The following is a 17,826-nucleotide window of genomic DNA, read 5'->3' on the forward strand; positions in this document are numbered from 1 at the left end:
GGCGTCGGGCCGGGAGGCAATGGGTGTCCTCCCGGCGGGGTTCCTCACCCGGCTGACCGCGGACACCGCCGCGTTCCAGCCTGCCGACCGGCCCCGGCTGCGCACGGTCCTGGTCGACCTGGTCGCCGCGTTCTTCGCCCACCTGATCGAGGCCGGCGACAGCCTTCCCCCAGAGACCCACCGACGGGCCCTCACCCTGCGCAGCCGCTTCCACTCCCTACAAGATGCCGTCTCTATCCGGTCATTCCCCTGCCGCTCAGTAGACACGGAAGTCAGTGAATGGAACGCTCCCTACAGAGCATGGACGGTTCACACGCCGTTCGCAGCCCACCAGTCCCTGCTCCGGCCCGCCTCGCCGCTCGAGCGCCACACCCGAAGGCGCCCGGCCGCGTTTCTCACACGAGCCGCATCTCAACCAGCAGGAAGTCCCCGCATCAGCCGAGTCCTCCCCTTCTCGCCGAGAGGAGTGCACTGATGAACGTCCGAACCAGCCCGGCGGCACTCGTCGTCGTCCTCACCACGGCCGTAGCACTCGCCGCACCCACAGCCCGGGCTGCCGCGACACCCGCAGCCGTCGGACCGACGGAGTTCACTGTGGACACCACGTCCGACGCGGTCGATGCCGACCCGTCGGACGGCCTCTGCCGCACCGCGTCGGGCGCCTGCGGCCTGCGCGCCGCGGTGATGGCCGCCAACGCCCGCCAGGGCAGCACCATCACACTGCCTCCGGGCAGCTACCAGCTGACCATCCCACCCGATCCCCGCCTGATCATCGGAGACCACCCCGACCCGACCACGGGTGACCTGAACGTCACCGCGCCCACCACGATCCGCGGCTCCGGCGCACGGACCACCGTCATCGACGCCAGTCACCTGGACCGCGCTTTCCGCATGCAGGCGGACACCCGGCTTTCCGATCTGACCATCACTGGAGGTGTGGCCAAGGAGCGCGAACTGCCCATCACCGACACCGGTGGTGGCGGCATCGCCAACGGACACCGCATGACGCTGCGCCGGGTCGCCGTGACCGGGAACTCCGCGGGCTACGGCGGTGGCATCTTCAACATCCCCGGTTCGCACCTGGATCTGATCGACAGCACCGTCAGCGGGAACGTCGCGGGAGAGGCCGGGGGCATCAGGTTCGACGACACCGGCACCGTGACCAACTCGACGGTCGCCGACAACCGCGTGACGGACCCGGGCGACCGCCCCGGCAGCCTCGCCGGCTACGGCGGCGGGATCGACATCCGTGGCCTGGGACCCGTGGAGATCCTCAACTCGACTATCTTCGGAAATAGCTCGAGCGACGGCGGAGGCGGAATCAACATCGCCCCCGCCTACCTCGACAGCCTGCCCGCCCCGATCCCCGACGTCGTCGATCTGCCGCTGGGGCGACTGACGTTGCGCAACTCCGTCGTCGCCGGCAACACGGTCGACGGCAAGGCCGCCAACTGCAAGAAGGCCTTCGCCACCATCGCCTCGGAGGGCCACAACATCGACGGTGACGGCAGTTGCCGACTCACCGCCGCGGGCGACCTGCCCAGCCGTGCGCCGCTGATCGGCCCGCTCGCCGACAACGGCGGTCCCACGGACACCGCCGCGCTGCTGCCGGGAAGCCCCGCCATGGACGCGGCGGCCGACTGCCCGGCCACCGATCAGCGCGGTGTCGCCCGCCCCCAGGGCGCCGCCTGCGACATCGGCGCCTACGAGCACACGCCATGACGACACCGCTCGTACCGGCATCAGGAGATGCGATGAGATCGCCGAACTGTGCAACACCCTGGCCCGCACCATGATCGCGATTCTGGCCCTGCTGCTGTCCTCCCTCGCCGTTCCCCCGCCCACGGCCCGGGCCAATGCCGCTCACGACTCCCTGGTCGTGCACACCGACCACGGCTGGGTGCGTGGCGCCGCCCAGCGCGACGGCGGCCGGGTCTTCCAGGGCATCCCCTTCGCCGCCCCGCCGACGGGCGAACTGCGCTGGCGCCCCCCACAGCCGGCCGAGCGATGGCCCGGCGTGCGGGACGCCACCGTACCCGCCCGGCCCTGCCCCCAACTGCCGCTGACGCTGCTCCCCGACGGCGGCCCCGTCCTGCCCGGCGAGTCCAACCACACCGGCAGCACGACGGAGGACTGCCTGTACCTCAATGTGTGGACACCCGCCCGCACCGGCGGCCGGCCCCTGCCGGTGCTGGTGTGGCTGCACGGCGGCAGCAACGCCTACGGCGCCGGCAGCGACTACGACGGTTCGCTGCTGACCGCGCGCGGCGTGATCGTGGCGACCGTCAACTACCGCCTGGGAGCCCTGGGGTTCCTCGCCCACCCCGCCCTGTCGGCGGAGAGCGAGGACCACGCCTCCGGCGACTACGGCTTGATGGATCAGCAGGCCGCGCTGCGCTGGGTTCGGCACAACATCGGCGCCTTCGGGGGCGACCACAACCGAGTGACCCTGGGCGGCCAGTCCGCCGGATCGGTGGACACCTGCGCCCAGATCGCCTCCCCGACCGCCGAAGGCCTGTTCCAGCGGGCGATTCAGCAGAGCGGGAGCTGCGCCTCGGACGGCGGTCTGACACCGCTCACGCTCGGCGCCGCCGAGCGGGGAGGCAGCGACTTCGCGGCCTCGGTCGGCTGCGCGGACCCGACGACCGCGGCGACCTGCCTGCGCGCCGTGACCACCACCGAGCTCCTTCGCGCCGCCGGGACCGGGACAGCCTCCTTGTGGGGCCCGAACACCGGGACACGTGTCCTCCCGCGTGCTCCGCGCAGGGCATGGGCCGAGGGACGAGTGAACGCCGTCCCGGCACTGAGCGGCAACACCCATGACGAGTACCGGTACTTCACGGCGCTGTACCTGGATCTGCTCGGCGGCGGCCCCCTGTCCACGGCCTCTTACGCCGCCCTTGTCGGGGTCCAGAACGGCGGCCGCGCAGCGGCAGTCCTGCACACGTATCCGGCCTCGGCGTATCCCTCCCCGAACCTGGCCTATTCCGCCGTCAACACCGACCAGCGGTTCGCCTGCCCGGCACGGGCCGACAGCCGGCTGTACGGCACCCGGGCGCCCGTCTACGCCTACGAGTTCAACGACCCCCAGGCACCACCGTTCATCCCGGCACCGCACACGCCGCAGGGCGCATTCCACGCCTCCGAACTGGCCTATCTCTTTCCCATGGACTCCCTGCACCTGACGCCCGCCCGGCGGCGGCTGTCCGCCACGATGACCGCCTACTGGGCACGGTTCGTGGCCACCGGCGACCCCAACGGCTCCCGTGTCCCCGCCTGGCCTCGCTACACGGCCGAAGGGGACCGCATCCAGGTGCTGGCGCCGGACCGGGTCACATCCACCACCGGCTTCGCGACCGACCACCACTGCGCGTTCTGGCTCCCCTCCCCCACTTCCCGGGGAGCCGTGCGATGACGTCGACGCACCTGCGGCCGCAACGAGCCCCCGCCCTGGAATCGGCTGCCTGCGCGAATGGCCCCGCGGTCAAGATCCATGGCCGTGCGGCCGACCTGATGTCCTTGCCGTGAAGGGGACGACGGCACGGTCCGTATGGTGCCGGAGGGCTTCGAGACCGTTGTGGTGAGCACGAACATCGACCTGTTCCAGATCGTCCAGGCGTCGCCCACACTGTGAACCTGAGGTTCCGGCCCGCTGAGGGTCGAACGCGCCTGTGAACCGCCCGATCCCGGGGCGGCACACCCAGTCGTCATTCCCGGTCCGTGACGTCATGCGGCAGGGCGCCCTCGCCCGAGGTAGCGCGCACCAGAACGTCGTGGTGAGCCGCGAGCGCCAGCAAGGCGACGTGCAACGGCCCGGTCTCCAGGACGGCGCCCGGTTCGAACCAGCGGGCGACTGCGGTGCCACTCGCCATCCTGAGTGTGAAGCGCGCCAGTTCGTCCGCCACCTCGGGGCGGTCACTCAGCCCGAAGACGGCGCTCAGCGCATCCTGAGCCCAGGCCACCAGCGCGTCGCGGTAGTGGTGCACCTCGGCCACGGCCGCCGCGCTGGCGTCCTCCTGGACCATGCCCAGCCCCAGCAGCAGTTTCAGACCGTGCGGGTGGCGCCGGAAAGCGTCCTCGACCTCCGCGAGGAAGGCGTCCAGGCGCTGCGCGAGGTCGGCGCCCGCCACCTCGGCCGGGGGCAGGGCTGCCAGCAGCGCGGTCCTGGCGCGCTCCAGCACCGCGACGTAGATCCCGTCCTTGCTGCCGAAGTGCCAGTAGATGGAGCTGGCCGGCAGGCCGCACTCGGCGGAGATCATGGAAATCGACGTGGCGGCGTAGCCGTACCGCGACATCAGTTCGCCGGCGGTGTCGAGAATCGCGTCACGGGACCGCGCGCCGCGGTCCTGGGCCGATGCCTCCGTCATACACCGACTCCAGGCGAGAAGCTGGTGTGCGCTCAGCCTCGCACCGCTTCTCGGCATTGCATCCGGCCGCGTCCGGCGGCTGCAGCATGTTTTCGTCAGGGTCGACAGCTCTCGGCGTACCCTTCTCGCTCCGCCCTGCGACGCACCTGTCCCCAAGCACCCGGGTGCCGGCTGTGCGGCCCCTTAAAATGAGCTGTGGGGAACGAAGATCGACGCGGGTGAGCAGGTCACCGGCCGGGGGGGACGAGAGCGTGGCAGGACTGGTGGGCAGATTGTCGGAACTCGCGCGGCTGGACAGCCTGTTGGCAGGCCTGGGCCGGTCCGGCCTGCCGGAGGTCGTCGACATCGTCGGTGAACCCGGCATCGGCAAAAGCAGGTTGCTCGACGAACTGTGCGCGCGCGCCGGCAGGGCCGGGTTCACCGTACTGCGCGGCCGGGCCACGGAGTACGAACAATACGTCCCCTACCAGCTGTTCACCGACGCGTTCGCCGACACCGACCCCGGCACTCGGGACGCCGGCCCCGCCCTCACCGAAATACGCTCGGTGCTGCACGACATCCGGAGGGTGCCGGGCGACGGTTCCCCCGAAGGTGCCGCCGCCCGGTTCGAGCTGCATCGTGCGATCGCCGCGTTCCTGACGCACCTGGGTGAGCAGGGTCTGGTGCTGGCACTGGACGACCTGCACTGGGCGGATCCCGCCTCACGCGAGCTCGTGGACCACCTGATCCGGCACCCTGCGCGCGGACGCGTCCTCCTGGCGGTTGCCCGGCGGGGCCGGCAGACGCCGACGTCCCTGACCGCGGCGCTGACGCGGGGCGCAGCCGGCGGAACCGTGCTCCAGCTCGCCCTGGAGCCGCTCTCCGAGCAGGAATCCGTCCTGGCGCTGGCTCCCGACGTGCCCGAAGACCGGGCCAGACAGCTGCACGCCGCCAGCGAGGGCAACCCCTTGTACCTGTTCGCCCTGGTACACGCGTACCGCACAGGGGTGTCACCGCACGGCCTCACGCCCGACGCACACGGCGACGCCATGGACCCGGCGGGCCTGCCCGGTGGACTTGCGGCACTGCTGCTCGACGAGTTGGCCACGCTCACCGGGCCGCAGCGCCGGCTTGTCGAGGCGGTGGCGGCGCTCGGCGACCACGCGACGCCCGGCATGCTGACCGTGGCGACCGGGCTGTCCCCCCAGGACGTCGAGAACGAGACCGGTGCCCTGGTGGTGCGGGATCTGCTGCGCGCCGGGCCGGGCGGCCGGTGGGCGCTGCGCCATCCCCTGATCCGGGCCCTGGTCTACGAGGGAACCGCGCTCGGGCGGCGCGCCGAGGTCCACCGCCGTGCCGCGCGCGAACTGGCCCGTGGCGGAGCTCCCGTCACCGAGCGGGCCCGCCACGTCGAACGGTCGCTGACCGGCTGGGACCCCCAGGCCGCGGAGGTGCTCATCGAGGCCGCCGCACAGTTCGCCTCGACCGCGCCGGCCACGGCCGCCCATCTGCTGGATGTCGTCCTCACCCATATGCCGGACAGTCCCGACCGCTTCAGGCAACGCGGCGAACTGGTCCTGGCACGTGCCCGCGCGCTCGGTGTCAGCGGGAGCCTCCAGGAGAGCCGGGACCTGCTGCACACCCTGATCGAGACGTCCGGCAAGGACCATCCCGAACTGCGTACGCAGGCCGTCGCCCTGTGCGCCGTGATGGAGCGGCACCTCGGCCACTCCCCCGAGGCCACCGCGCTGCTGCGCCGGGAGCTGTCCCGCGCTCCGGGCCCGTCCCCCGCCCAGGCGGTCTCCCTGCGGCTGGCCCTCGGCATGTCCGCCCTGCTGACCGCGTCCTATCCGGATGCACGCGAGGACGTCGCGCAGGCCGTCGTCGTCGCGCGTGCCGACGACGACCCCACCGGTGAGGCGGCGGCGTTGGCCCTGGCAGCCCTGGGCGAGGCGTACGAGGGGGAGACGGAGGCGGCGGCCCGTTTCACCGACGCCGCAGGTTCACTCGCGGACGCGCTGACCGATCCCGGTCTCGCGGATCTGTGCGAGGCGCTGGTCTGGCTGGCCTGGGCGGAAACCCTGCTGGAACGCTACGGCGACGCCGAGCGGCACGTCGCCCGAGGGCTCCGCATCGCCCGCCGCACCGGACAGCTCCACGTCCTGCCGCACCTGCTGACGAGCAGGGCCTTCGTCCATCTCACCACATGCCGTCTGCCGTCCGCGCTGGAGGCCGCCGAGGAGGCGGAGTTCATCGCCCGGGCCGCGGGCAGCGAGGACCTTCTGGGCTTCACCCTGGCCATCAAGGCGCTGGTGCTGTTGCTGGTGCGTCCGCTGGGGGACGGCAGCGCCCTGTCCACCGGTGAGGAGGCCACCGCCGCGGCGGGCCGGAGCAGGGGCTGGTGGTCGTCCCTGGCCTGGTGCATGCTCGGGCACGCGATGTACGTGAGCGGTGACCCTCACCGCGCACAGGAGGCCATCACGACGGCAGGCGGCGGCCCTGAACTGCCCCTGCTGCAACCCTCGATCCGCCCGGGCCAGCTCGACACCCTCGCGGCCGCGGCTCTCGCCGCAGGCGACGTCGACGCGGCCGGCCGCTGGGTCGCCCAGGCGACGCGCGAGGCCGACCGGCTCGGCCTCGACGGTCAGCGCGCGGCCGCCCTGCGCGCCCAGGCCACGCTGGCCGAGCACCACGGCGAAACCGGCAGGGCCGTACGGCTCCTCGACGCGGCGGCACAGGAATACGTCCGCTGCGGCCAATCCCTGTGGGAGGCGTACTCCCTGCTGCGGGCGGCGCCCTTGGTGCAGCGCACGGGGCAGGGAGCGCGCGCCGCCGCGATGTGGCGCCGGGCCCACCGGATCGCCGTCGGCGGCGGCGCACGCCTGCTGGTGGACCTCGCCGAACTGATCCGCCCCCAGGTGATGGCAAAGACGCCGACGGTTCCGGCGCAGCTCGCGGAGCTGACGGCCCGTGAGCTGGAGGTGGCGGAGCTGGTGGCGCAGGGGCTGAGCAACCAGGGCATCGCCGCTCGGCTCCACCTCAGCCGACGCACCGTCGAAACCCACCTGTCCTCCATCTACCGGAAGGCGTCAGTGCCGTCCCGCGCGGCCCTGGCCGGACTCATGACCCGCGTCGGGCTGGGAGCAGGCTCATGAGCCAGGCCCGGTGATCAGTTGTGGGCGCAGGTCTCGGCCGCCCGAAGCTGCGGCGCCAGGATCACCACGACGGCGACCGCGACCGGCACCAGCATCCATGGCATGCTCTGCCCCAGTGCGGCAGCACGGTACTGATCGCTGACCTGCGGGTCGTCAGCCCAGTAGAACCGCATGAACGCCCCGCACACGGCGGTCACGACCACCAGAACGGCCAGTGCGTGCGCCGGGACCCTGGCGCGGGACGCGCCCGGGAAGGACGCGGGCCAGAGGGTTCCTCGCACCTCTTCACCGGTCATCGGCTTCACGGATGCTCACCTTTCGTCGTGTGCGGTCCGGCGGGGGCCCCTGCCCGCCGCCGGCTCGCACCCCACGTCAGTGTGCCGGGGCCGCGTGCGCGGGCACATCCGTGAAACCACGCACTCCACCCCCGCCTTCGGGCCGGACACCGGGGACGTGGCAGAACACGTAGGGGTTTACGTGTTTCCACTGAGGCCGCTCCCCTCACGGCCGTCTACGTTCGGCAGTCGGACGACTCGAGCGGGTGCAGAGGGGACTGCGTGAAAGGCAACACCCGAGGTGTGCAGGGAAGTTGGATGACGCTCGTGGTGGCGGGCAGTCTGCTGGCCGGGTGTTCGGCACAGGGGGCGAACGGCGGACCCCGGCGGACCGGGTCGTCCGCGCACACCGCCTCACCCGGAGCTGCGGTGTCCCCGTCGGGCGGCTCGACCGCCACTCCCGTCTTCACGCCGGACGCCGGCCTCGTCCCGAGGACCTCGAGGGACGGGCAACGCCTGGTGGACTCGGTGGTGTTCGCTCCGGGCGACTGGGGCCGGGGTTTCGTCGCGCAGGACCCGGCCGAGAGCACCCCGGGCACCTGGGCCGTGCTGGACGACAGCTGCCGCTGGGCGCGCGAAAAAGCCCCTCGGGGGGTACTGGCCGGCTTGTCCCGGTACAGCCTGCTGCCGGCAGGCGGCGGCAAGGGTGCCGTCAAGGTGACGGCCGCGGCCACCGCGCACTCTTCGGTCCTCGGCGCCGACGAGCAGCTGAGCACCACTCTGGAGGAAGTCCTGCGCTGCCCGGAGCAACAGCCGCGGGCCGACGAGCGGATCACGGGTCTGAACTCGCTCGGCACCCCCTTCGGCACCCGCGAGCAGGACTACGCCGACGACTCCGTCCTGGAGGCCGGTCAGTACGTCGAGAAGGGCGGCGCCGCCCAACCGTACGAGTGGATGGTCGCCCGGCTGGGCAAGGTCGTCGTGGCCGTCTCCGTGACGGGCGGGAAGGGGCACACCGAGCACGAACTCCAACAACTGGGTGCCACCGCCCTGGGCCGGATGCTGGGGCGCGTTCAGCAGCGCTTGAAGGAGAAGTAATGGAGCCGCTGCGTAGTTCGGATCCGTCCAGGCTGGCGGGCCATCGGCTGCTCGGACGGCTCGGTGCGGGCGGGATGGGCGTGGTGTACCTGGCCCGCTCGGCCGGCGGTTCACTGGTCGCGCTGAAGGTGATCCAGGCCGAGTACGCCGAGGACGCCGGCTTCCGGGAGCGGTTCCGGCGGGAGGCGGAGACGGCCCGCCGGATGACGAGCCCTTGGGTGGCGTCCCTGGTCGACGCCGACCCGGAGGCGCCGCAGCCCTGGCTGGCCACGGACTTCGTGCCGGGACCCTCGCTCGGTGAGGCCGTCGCGGCGCACGGACCGTTGCCCGTGCGGAGCCTGCGCGTGCTGGGGGCGCGGCTCGCCCAGGCGCTGCGGGACCTCCACGGGGTCGGTCTCGTGCACCGGGACGTCAAGCCGGGCAATGTGCTGCTGGCGCTCGACGGACCACGGCTGATCGACTTCGGTGTGGCCCGCGATCCGCAGGACACCGCGCTCACGTCGACCGGTGTCGTGGTCGGCACGCCCGGCTTCCTGGCACCGGAACAAGCCGGGGGCGGGCGCGAGCTGGGTCCGGCCGGCGACGTCTTCTCGCTGGGCTGCGTGCTGGCCCACGCGGCCACCGGCCGCCCTCCCTTCGGTACCGGCTCACTCGACGCGCTGCTGTACCGCACGGTGCATGACGCCCCGGACCTGGAAGGGGTTCCGCAGGAGCTCGCCGAGGTGGTACGCGGCTGCCTGGAGAAGGACCCGCAACTGCGGCCCACCGCCGAGGGGTTGTCGGAGGTCCTCACGGCCACCACGCCTGCTGCCCCTCCCGACCCACGGGAGGCCCTGCGGGCGGGACCCCGGCCGGCGCCCGAGGGGCAGGAACCCGGCGCCCAGGCCTGGTTGCCCGAGCCGTTGATCCGGCTGATCGCCGAACGGTCGGCCGCCGGGCTAGGGCTGCCCGCCATCGACGAGACCGAGGTCGACTCCGTGTCCGCCGACACCACCACGGAGGACGACACTGCCGGACAGCCATCGAGCCGTGCCGTCGGCAGGCGCCGTTTCCTCGCCCTGACCGGTGGCGCGGTGGCCGTCGCAGCCGGCGGCGGTGTGGCCGCCTGGGCCGCGCTCTTTGGTGACGGCAAGGGAAACGGCTCCACCGGCGCCCCGACGGCGAGCGGGCCCGTGCACACCATCGGCCTGCACGCCGATCTGAGCGGTGACCACCAAGCGGTGGGCCGGGCTCAGGAGCGGGGCCTGCGGCTCGCCGTCGACGAGTTCAACTCCCGTGAGGACAGGCCCTTCACGCTCGCCGCGCGGGCCGTGGACGACGGTGGCGATCCGGCCAGGGCGCCCGCCGTGGCCAAGCAACTCGTCGCCGACCGTAACGTGCTGGCCGTGATCGGCCCCACCACGGACGACACCGCCCTGGCCGCGCTGGCCACGTACGACGCCGCCTCGCTTCCCCTGATCGCGGTGTCGCCCGGCGCCACGGTGCTGTTGGTGACGGGCAGCCGGTCCTTCCTCCACGCCCGCGTGCCGGACACGATCCTGCCGTTCTACCTCAGCGCCTATCTGCGCGGCACCGCGAAGTCGCGCACGGTCGGCATCGTCGACGACCGGGCGGCGGACGCGTACGCCTGGGAGATCAGCAGTTCACTCAGCCGGGTGCTTCGGGACGCCCGGCAGCCGGCCGTCCCGAAGGTGGTCAGCGCGTTGCGGACGGACTTCGGGCCGACCCTCGACGCCCTGCTCGACGGCGGCGCGGACTCCGTGGTCTTCGCCGGCTACCACGACCGGGCCGCGCTGCTGGCCCGGGAACTGAAGAACCGTGGCTTCCCGGGCGCACGGGCCGCCGCCCAGGGGGTGCTCGACCCCCGGTTCCTGTCCGCCGCCGGGGACGCGGCCGACGGCTGGGTGATCGTCGCCCCCGTCATGGACGCCTCCGTGGCACCCGAGGCCAAGGCGTTCGCGGCCGCGTACCGCAAGCGTTTCGGCGCCGAGCCGGAACGGTATGCCGCCGAGGCGTACGACGTCGCCCGGTTGACGGTGCGCAGTCTGAGCTCGCCGGCCGCCGGGCGCGTCACCCGGGAGAGGCTCACGACGGCGCTGCGGGCGACCTCGTACAAGGGGATCACGAAGAACTTCGCCTTCGACAAGAAGACCGGGGCCCTGGTCGTCGACGGGCGCGGGGTCTACCTGTGGAAGGCCGACACCGGCCGGTTCCGGTACCAGGGTGCGGCGTCGTTCCGGGTGTCGACCTGATGGGGCGCTGATGGAGCCGTTGCGCGGCGCCGCCCCGGCCAGGATCGCGGGCTACCGGCTGCTGCGCCGGCTGGGCGCGGGCGGCATGGGCGTGGTGTACCTGGCGCGTTCCGGCGGAGGCGCGCTGGCCGCGGTGAAGGTCATCCGCGCCGCACACGCGGACGACCCGGGCTTCCGGGCCCGTTTCCGCCGTGAGGTGGAGACGGCGGGCCGGGTCGCGAGCCCCTGGGTCGTACCGCTGCTCGACGCGGACCCGGACGCGGAGTCCCCTTGGCTCGCCACGGCGTTCGTGCCGGGCCCCTCACTGGCGGAGGCGATCGAGGAGCGCGGGCCGCTGCCGTACGGCTCGGTGCGGTTCCTGGGGGCCCGCCTCGCGGAGGCGCTGGCGGCCGTGCACGCGGCGGGTCTGGTGCACCGGGACGTCAAGCCGGGCAATGTGCTGCTCGCGGTCGACGGGCCGCGGATGATCGACTTCGGCATCGCCCGCATGCCGGAGGACACCGCGCTCACTGCCAGCGGGATGGTGGTCGGCTCCCCCGGGTTCCTCTCCCCCGAACAGGCCCAGGGGCGGGGCCGGGAGATCGGACCGGCCAGCGACGTCTTCTCGCTCGGCTGTCTGCTGGCGTTCGCGGTGACGGGCGAACGCCCCTTCGGCCGGGGCTCCGCGGCCGAGGTGCTGGTGCGTACCGTCCACGACGAACCGGACCTGGAGGGCGTACCGGCGCCGTTGCTGCCGCTGCTGCGGGACTGCCTGGGGAAGGAGCCCGTCGCCCGCCCCACCGTGACCGAGGTGCGGGAGGCTCTGGATGGTGGGAGCGAGGCCGGGGGCTGGTTGCCGGAGTCGCTCACCGGGCTGATCGCGCGACGTTCGGCCGCCGCGCTCGCGCTGCCAGCGGTTGAGTCGACGCAGGTGTCCGGCGCTCCGGCAGACGTCGCCACGGTGCCGGCCGCGCAGGGAACGCCGAAGGGCGCCACACGACGCCGTTTCCTGGTGCTGGGCTCGGCCGCCGGAGTCGTGGCGGCGGGTGCCACGGCGGCCTGGTGGACGGCGGATCGACCCGGCCGCTCCTCGACGCGAGGTGCCGGCACACGGCTGCCGCGGCTGGTGGTCGCCCTGCACGCCGATCTGACGGGAGATCAGAAGGCGTCCGGACTGGCGCAGAGGAACGGTGTCCGGCTGGCCGTCGACCACGTCAACTCCCGTGCCGGACGCGGCTTCGACGTCGCCCTCCAGGTGCACGACGACGAGGGCAGCACGACCCGGGCGCGACAGGTCGCGCGGCAGCTGGCGGCCGACGACCGGGTCCGCGCCGTGATCGGGCCGACCACCGACGCCTGCGCCAAGGCCGTCCTCAAGGAGTATCACCATGCGCTGCTCCCCATGGTCTCCGTCTCGGTCGGGCTCGACGAGGTGTCCGCCCTCACGTACCCGACGTACGCGGCCACCCGGCCCCCCGACCGCAACCTGGCCGCACCGCTGGTCGCCTACCTGGTCCGCACCGTCCGGGCACGCCGTACGGTGCTGATCGACGACGCGGCCGAGGGCGACTTCAGCTGGCAGATCTGTGCGGGCGTCGCCGAGGCGGTCGGATCGGGACAGTCCACCACGACCCGGCGCACCCTCGCCGCCAGGGACGACGGGGCCGACGCCTTCCGTGCCCTCGCCCAGTCGGTGACCGCTGCGGACGCGGACGCGGTGCTGTTCGCCGGAGGACACGCACGCGCGGCGCAACTGGCGCGTGCGCTGCGCGCCGCCGGCTACTCCGGGGCGCGGCTGGCCACCCAACGCGCCCTCGATCCACGCTTTCTCACCTCGGCGGGCGACGCCGGCGAGGGGTGGGTCTTCGCCACCGCCTTCCTCGATCCGACCCGTGTGACGGCCGCGAAGTCCTTCGTCACCGCCTACCGCGAACGCTTCGGCGCCGCCCCGCCCTGGTATTCCGCGGAGGCCTACGACGCGACGCTCTTCGTGGCCCGGGCGATGACGACGCTGGGCAGCTCCCGGGCGGAACGGGGCGCGATCGTGGGGCGGCTGCGCGAGACGGACTACCGGGGGATCACCAAGCGGCTGAGCTACACGTCGTCGAGCAGGAGGTACACCATGAAGGCGCTGTACCTCTTCCAGGCGTCGGGCGGCCGCTTCCGCTTTCTCGGCCAGTACGAGGATGCCACGGCTTGAGCCGGTGCGGGGACGGGAGCCGACCGGACCGCCCGACCGCGTCACGCATCCTCGGCTGCCTGCACGTAGGTCCAGCTGTGCCGTACGCTTCCGGGTTCCCGGCAGTCGACGCGAGTGACGTCAGGCCCTCCGTTGCTGCGCGAGAGCAATCCGCTGATCAACGTGCGGTACCCGAAGAACAGCGTCGCGGCCACGGTCACGGCGAAGGCGATGCCAGGCCCGTATCCCGCGCCCGTGGCGGTGCGGGTCACGTGGAGGAAACCGTAGCCGCTGAGGACCGTCGCCAGGGCGCACACCTTCCACAACAACCCGTGCCAGCGGCGCTCACTGCGCACTTCGGCGAACGACGGGAGGGCCACCAGGAGTCGAGCGCCGCAGTGGTCGCACGTCGCGTGGGTCTCGTTCCTGCATTGCTCGAAACGCTCCAGACGGCCCGCGTCTTCGTTGGTGAGGGCGATCGTCCGCGTGTCATGGTGACCGGCCTCCTGGCTGACGATGTGCGTGATCCTGTACTCGAAGTTCCCCGACACCTCTGCCGCCACGGCTCCCGCCCCTTCCCCCTGGTCCGGTACACCCTCGATTGTCAGGCCGCCGTGGCGACGTACCGCCCGGATCGCACCATCCGGAACAACCCTGTGACGCCACGGGGAAGTACTGCCGGCGAAGGCACTACCGCCGCCCTGCGACCAGGTACCGGGCCCGCCACTGCGGCAGGCAGTCGTGGAGGTACAGCGCGAAGGGGATCCACCAGATCAGATCGTTGGTGACGAGGATGACGCCGGAGGCCAGGGGCCACTCGCCGGTGAGAGCCGGCCACAGCCAGCCGAGCGGTCCGAGGACCTTGCCGGCCAGGCCGACCGCCGCGATGGCGAAGCCCTCGGCGGGGCGGAGGGCCACGTCCAGATAGAGCAGCCCGTACAGGCCGAGCACCATGCCCAGCGTCATGAAGATCTGGGGGTGGTTCTGCGGGGGCATGTCGGCGACGCGGAACAGCCATTGCGGGTCGACGGCCGCGTAGCAGCCCCAGACGATGTTGTAGACGCCGGCCGCCGCGAAGACCCGTCGGTGCAGCCGCTCACGGGGAACGGGAGAAGTCTCACGTGATGTGAACACGGCCTTATTGTCGTGTCCACGTGCCGGTAGCATGCCACCGCATGGGGGAATCGAACATCGTCGTGGTCGGGGGCAGCGGCTTCTACGGCCGGTACGTCGTCGCCGATCTGCTGCGCCGGCCCGACGTCCGCGTCACCGTCGTCTCCCGGAGACCGCCGCATCCTCCCCTCGGGTCCGACCGGGTCCGCTGGGTCGCCGGCGACCGCGACGACCCGGAGCGGCTGGGCGACCTCCTGGGTGACGCGGTCGCGGTCGTGCACTGCGCGGGCCCGTTCCAGGCCATGGACGGCGCCGGCACCCACCCGCTCGGGCCGCTGCGGGCAGCCGTAACCGCCGGAGTCCCGTACATCGACATCTGCGAGGACCGCGCCTTTCTGCACGCGGCGGCGATGCTGGCCCGCTCGGCGACGGCTCCCGTCCTCACCGGGGCGTCCGTCGTACCGGGCCTCCAGGCACTGATCGTCCACGACCTCGCACACGGCATGGACCGTGTCGACGGCGTCCTGTGCTGTGCCGCTCCCGACACCCGGCGGCACCGCGGTCCGGCGATGTTCGAGGCGATGATGCACGGCGCCGGGCTCCCGTTCACCGCTCCTCGCGGGGGCGTACCCACCGTGGTGCACGGCTGGTCCGAGCCCGAGTGGACAGTGTTCCCGCCGCCGGTCGGCAGACGGCTGGTCCACCAGGTGTACGAGATGGCCGACCTTGACGTCCTGGCCGAACTGTGCGGCGCCGGCACGATCGCTTTCAAGGCCGGTACCGAATTCACCGCCGTCAACCGGGCTTTGGGTCTCTTCGCCGCGCTGCGGGCCCGTACCGGGCGGCCCCGTGCCACCCGGCACTGGACCCCGCTGGTGCGCGCGGTGTCGTGGCTCGTCGGCCGGGTCGGCGACGAGGCAGGCGGCTTCACGGTCGCCGTGAGCGGGGAGCACGGCGGGCGGCCGGTCACCCGCCGGCTGGGCATGACGGCCCGGCAGGACGGCGGTCGCATTCCGTCACTGCTCGCCGGCATCGCCGTCGGCCACCTGCTGGCGGGCCGGCTCCTCACCACCGGCCTCGTCCCGCTCCACTCCTGGCTGGCACCGCACGAGCTGCGTGCGGCCCTGCGCGACCGCGGGATCGGCCTGTGGCGGAGCGACGACGAGGACGGCTGGCGTCCTTGGGAGGAATGACGAGCCGTCAGGCCGCCACTTCCCGTGTCCGTATGCGTGGTGCTTCCGCTGTCCAGTCGATCGGCAATCGTCGCCGGCAAGCGCTCCAAGATCCGATATACGTAGCCCTCGGATACGCGGAGATCTTCGGCGGTGCGCGAGTGCAGCACCGGCCTGTGATCCGCTCCCCTGGCGCGTCAGGCGCGACTTGGGATACCGGGCGCGTCTGGACCGACCGCGCACATGAGCCATACCTCTCACCGGGCCCCTCTTGTCTCCGACGGCACGGCACCCGTACGCTCACCGTCCGTACCAACTGGACGGTATGCGCCGCAGGAGCGTCGCTACACGACACGACAGTCTGCCGGGCGTGCCGATCGTCGATCCAACGCGACCGTCGAAGGAGCCGCCGGGGATGAACAGAGACAACCGCCAGGTGCGCCTGGCCGCACGTCCCGTGGGAGAGCCGCGGCCCACCGACCGGAGACACCTCGAGGAGCCGACCGGGCAGCCCGACGACGGGGAATTCGTGGTGCAGGTGCTCTGTCTGTCGATCGGCCCGGAGATGCGCGGCTGGATGAACTCGGGCAGGTCCTACCGCCGGTGAGGATCGGCGAAGTGATGCGCGCCGGCGCGGTGGGAAGGGTGATCGCCTCCCGGCGGTCCGGGTTCGCGGTCGACAACCAAGTGCCGGGCTCGTTCGGCGCGCACGAGCGCGGGGTACCGGACAGGCGCGGCGTGACCAAGGTGGACCCGGCGGCCCCCTTGCCGATGGTTTTGAAGATCCCGGACTGACCGGGCTGAGTAGAGAGATATCCGGTGAAGGCACTGACCTACCACGGCCGTCACGACATCCGCTATGGGGATGTCCCCGACCCGGCCGTCACCAGCCCCACCGACGCGGTGGTGCAGGTGACCGCGGCCGGCATCTGCGGCAGCGATCTGCACATCTACCGCGGCAACCCGTTCAGCCCGGAACTGGGCTACACACCGGGGCACGAGTGCGTCGGAGTGGTCGTCGACACGGGCGGCCAGGTCACCCGCTTCAGGCCCGGCGACCGGGTTCTCGTGCCCGCCTCCGTCGGATGTGCCCACTGCCGGTCGTGCGCGGCCGGGTTCACCGCGCGGTGCGAGCGCGCCACGTCCAGCACGGAGCTCTGCTACGGAGTGAGCCCGCAGCTCCCGGGCAGCCAGGCCCAGTCCCTGGCGGTGCCCTACGCCGACGTCAATCTGGTGCACTTGCCCGAGGGCATCTCCGACGAGGCCGCAGTCGTCCTGACGGACAACGCCCCCACGGCCTGGTACGGCTGCCGCCGTGCCCGCATCCGGCCCGGTGAGACCGTCCTGGTCATCGGCCTCGGCCCGGTCGGCCTCATGGCCGCCCAGTCCGCCTTCGCGATGGGCGCCGCGCGGGTTCTGGGCGCGGACCTGGTCGCGGAGCGCCGCGCCTTCGCCGCCACCCTGGGTGTCGAGCCGGTCGAGGGCGAGGACGCGCGGACGGCCATACGGGACATGACCGGCGGACGCGGGCCGGACGCCGTGGTGGAGGCCGTGGGCTCGGACGCCACCATCGAGCTCGCCCTCAAGGCCGTACGACAGGCCGGCCGGGTCAGCGTCGTCGGGGTCAGCCAGAGCAAGGCATTCCCCTTCCACATGGGAATGGCGCAGGTCAAGGAATTGGAGTTCGCCATCGGGCTGTGCTCGGTGCACTACGAACTACCTCCCCTGATCGCCCTCGCCCGTGCCGGCCGGATCAACCCCGAGGTCGTGGTCTCGCACCGCTTCCCCCTCTCCGAAGGCCCGGCGGCGTACAAACTGTTCGCAGGCCGCTCCGACGGCGTCCGCAAGATCCTTCTCGACCCCACCCGCTGACCCTCCTGTGCAGGCCCGACTCCCCCCGCCGCTCCGAACGCACTCGGTGGCGCCCCTTCCTGATCACACGCCATGGATGTCGTGCATCATGAGGTCGCGGAGGCGAAAGTCGACGCCGGCCGCGCCGGCGCGCATCGCTCGGCGCTCCGCCGTTCGCATGACCGTGACTCCCGGGTTCACGGTGCACTGCGATGACCGATTCTGTCCGGCCACCGAGCGGGATGAGGAGAAGATCGCCGCCTGGAGGGGCGAGCAGTGGCCCGTCGCAAAAAGACGGTGGCGGACCTGGACGCCTGGCTCTGCTTCAAGGACGAAGCCGGAACGCGGGAGGGGGGAACAGGTGATGACGTGGGCCTTTAGTCAGCACCAAACCAGTACGGGAGTC

At 72.2% G+C, this 17,826-nt stretch carries 12 protein-coding genes and 1 pseudogene; 9 read left to right on the forward strand and 4 right to left on the reverse strand.

Features of this window, described 5'->3' with window-relative positions; genetic code table 11:
- Nucleotides 1-474: 474 nt before the first annotated feature.
- Both ACIBBH_RS16180 and ACIBBH_RS16185 read left to right on the forward strand, forming a co-directional pair.
- Nucleotides 475-1,722, forward strand: a complete 1,248-nt coding sequence (locus ACIBBH_RS16180) for a choice-of-anchor Q domain-containing protein (RefSeq protein ID WP_399404945.1) — start codon at nt 475-477, stop codon at nt 1,720-1,722.
- Between the two features lie 70 nt (nt 1,723-1,792).
- The gene (locus tag ACIBBH_RS16185; protein ID WP_399404947.1) at nt 1,793-3,415 is read left to right on the forward strand and encodes a carboxylesterase/lipase family protein; all 1,623 of its coding nucleotides are present in this window, start codon (nt 1,793-1,795) and stop codon (nt 3,413-3,415) included.
- Between the two features lie 292 nt (nt 3,416-3,707).
- Here ACIBBH_RS16185 and ACIBBH_RS16190 read toward each other — a convergent pair whose 3' ends face one another.
- Nucleotides 3,708-4,367 carry a TetR/AcrR family transcriptional regulator gene (locus ACIBBH_RS16190; RefSeq protein ID WP_399404949.1) on the reverse strand — a complete coding sequence of 220 codons (660 nt, stop codon included), beginning with the start codon at nt 4,365-4,367 and terminating at the stop codon, nt 3,708-3,710.
- Between the two features lie 251 nt (nt 4,368-4,618).
- Here ACIBBH_RS16190 and ACIBBH_RS16195 point away from each other — a divergent pair, with 251 nt between their 5' ends.
- On the forward strand, nt 4,619-7,501 hold the full coding sequence (locus ACIBBH_RS16195) for a helix-turn-helix transcriptional regulator (RefSeq protein ID WP_399404951.1): 2,883 nt from the start codon (nt 4,619-4,621) through the stop codon (nt 7,499-7,501).
- A 14-nt stretch (nt 7,502-7,515) separates the two neighbouring features.
- On the opposite strand, the gene ACIBBH_RS16200 is transcribed toward ACIBBH_RS16195, so the two are convergent.
- Nucleotides 7,516-7,806, reverse strand: coding sequence for a hypothetical protein (locus ACIBBH_RS16200; RefSeq protein ID WP_399404953.1), 291 nt, complete (start codon nt 7,804-7,806; stop codon nt 7,516-7,518).
- Nucleotides 7,807-8,094: 288 nt separating this feature from the next.
- On the opposite strand from ACIBBH_RS16200, the gene ACIBBH_RS16205 reads away from it, so the two are divergent.
- Genes ACIBBH_RS16205 through ACIBBH_RS16215 form a run of 3 tightly spaced genes read left to right on the forward strand, consistent with a single transcriptional unit; the run spans nt 8,095 to nt 13,305 of the window.
- Nucleotides 8,095-8,874 carry a hypothetical protein gene (locus tag ACIBBH_RS16205; protein ID WP_399404955.1) on the forward strand — a complete coding sequence of 260 codons (780 nt, stop codon included), beginning with the start codon at nt 8,095-8,097 and terminating at the stop codon, nt 8,872-8,874.
- On the forward strand, nt 8,874-11,126 hold the full coding sequence (locus ACIBBH_RS16210) for a bifunctional serine/threonine-protein kinase/ABC transporter substrate-binding protein (RefSeq protein ID WP_399404957.1): 2,253 nt from the start codon (nt 8,874-8,876) through the stop codon (nt 11,124-11,126). Before ACIBBH_RS16205 ends, ACIBBH_RS16210 begins: the two co-directional genes overlap by 1 nt.
- Nucleotides 11,127-11,136: 10 nt before the next feature.
- Nucleotides 11,137-13,305 (forward strand): bifunctional serine/threonine-protein kinase/ABC transporter substrate-binding protein, encoded by a 2,169-nt coding sequence (locus tag ACIBBH_RS16215; protein ID WP_399404959.1) that lies wholly within the window; start codon nt 11,137-11,139, stop codon nt 13,303-13,305.
- Between the two features lie 41 nt (nt 13,306-13,346).
- On the opposite strand, the gene ACIBBH_RS16220 is transcribed toward ACIBBH_RS16215, so the two are convergent.
- Entirely contained in the window at nt 13,347-13,847 is a 501-nt protein-coding gene (locus tag ACIBBH_RS16220) for a hypothetical protein (protein WP_399404961.1), read from the reverse strand.
- A gap of 127 nt (nt 13,848-13,974) precedes the next feature.
- Entirely contained in the window at nt 13,975-14,418 is a 444-nt protein-coding gene (locus ACIBBH_RS16225) for a hypothetical protein (RefSeq protein ID WP_399404963.1), read from the reverse strand.
- Nucleotides 14,419-14,459: 41 nt separating this feature from the next.
- On the opposite strand from ACIBBH_RS16225, the gene ACIBBH_RS16230 reads away from it, so the two are divergent.
- The 3 genes and pseudogenes from ACIBBH_RS16230 to ACIBBH_RS16240 all read left to right on the forward strand — a co-directional run bounded on the left by ACIBBH_RS16230 (nt 14,460) and on the right by ACIBBH_RS16240 (nt 17,441).
- On the forward strand, nt 14,460-15,590 hold the full coding sequence (locus tag ACIBBH_RS16230; RefSeq protein ID WP_399404965.1) for a saccharopine dehydrogenase NADP-binding domain-containing protein: 1,131 nt from the start codon (nt 14,460-14,462) through the stop codon (nt 15,588-15,590).
- A 394-nt stretch (nt 15,591-15,984) separates the two neighbouring features.
- Nucleotides 15,985-16,364 (forward strand): annotated as a pseudogene (locus ACIBBH_RS16235) (hypothetical protein).
- A gap of 24 nt (nt 16,365-16,388) precedes the next feature.
- Nucleotides 16,389-17,441, forward strand: a complete 1,053-nt coding sequence (locus tag ACIBBH_RS16240) for an alcohol dehydrogenase catalytic domain-containing protein (protein WP_399404967.1) — start codon at nt 16,389-16,391, stop codon at nt 17,439-17,441.
- Nucleotides 17,442-17,826: the final 385 nt, after the last annotated feature.

The organism is Streptomyces sp. NPDC051636 (assembly GCF_044453765.1).
In the GTDB taxonomy this organism is placed as follows: domain Bacteria; phylum Actinomycetota; class Actinomycetes; order Streptomycetales; family Streptomycetaceae; genus Streptomyces.